General features: G+C 63.1%; 1 protein-coding gene. It reads left to right on the top strand.

Annotated features, from left to right (window positions below; genetic code table 11):
• A partial coding sequence (locus tag KGA83_RS28860) for an Ig-like domain-containing protein (RefSeq protein ID WP_223531446.1) occupies positions 1 to 1,042 on the top strand: 1,042 nt, incomplete at both ends.

Below are 1,042 nucleotides of genomic sequence, written 5' to 3'. Positions count from 1 at the left end.
CCGATCACCCCCGGTACTTTCACCGGGACTTACGGCACCCTGGTGCTCAACGCCAACGGCACCTACACCTACACGCTGAACACCAGCGATGCCGACTTCAAAGCCCTGCACGGCGGTGGCGACGGCACCGAATCCTTCACCTACACCCTCACCGACTCGGACGGAGACAGCAGCACCGCCAACCTGGTGCTCAACGTCTACAACAACGACAATCCGGTGACCCTCAACGGCCTCAACGTGTATGGCGGTGAGCTGACGGTCTACGAGAAAAATCTCAGCGACGGCAGCAGCCCCGACACGCCGGCCCTGACCCAGAGCGGCACCTTCACCGTCACCGCCCTCGACGGTGTCACGACCCTGACCGTGGGCGGCATCGCCGTGGTCAGCGGTGGCGTGGCCGCCGGCTTCCCGCAATCGATCACCACCCCGCTGGGCAGCACGCTGACCATCACCGGGTTCAACGCGGCGACCGGGGTGATCAGCTACAGCTACACCCTCAACGATAACGAAACCCACCCAACCGCTAACGGCGCCAACACGCTGCCCGAACAGTTCGCCGTGACCGTGGTTGACGACAACGGCACCACCGCGACCGGTTCGCTGGACGTCAACATCGTCGACGACCTACCCAATGGCGTGGACGACAGCAACGCCAGTACCGCCTCGGAAACCCTGTTGACCCTCAATGGCAACGTGCTGAGCAACGACGTGCAAGGCGCCGACCAGGTGACGCTCGGTGAAAACACCGGCCCGATCACCCCCGGCACTTTCACCGGCACTTACGGCACCCTGGTGCTCAACGCCAACGGCACCTACACCTACACGCTGAACACCAGCGATGCCGACTTCAAAGCCCTGCATGGCGGTGGCGACGGCACCGAATCCTTCACCTACACCCTCACCGACTCGGACGGAGACAGCAGCACCGCCAACCTGGTGCTCAACGTCTACAACAACGACAATCCGGTGACCCTCAACGGCCTCAACGTGTATGGCGGTGAGCTGACGGTCTACGAGAAAAATCTCAGCGACGGCAGCAGCC

It is taken from the genome of Pseudomonas sp. GL-R-19 (assembly GCF_019956375.1).
Classification (GTDB): domain Bacteria; phylum Pseudomonadota; class Gammaproteobacteria; order Pseudomonadales; family Pseudomonadaceae; genus Aquipseudomonas.
This window is presented reverse-complemented; position numbering and strand designations above follow the sequence as displayed.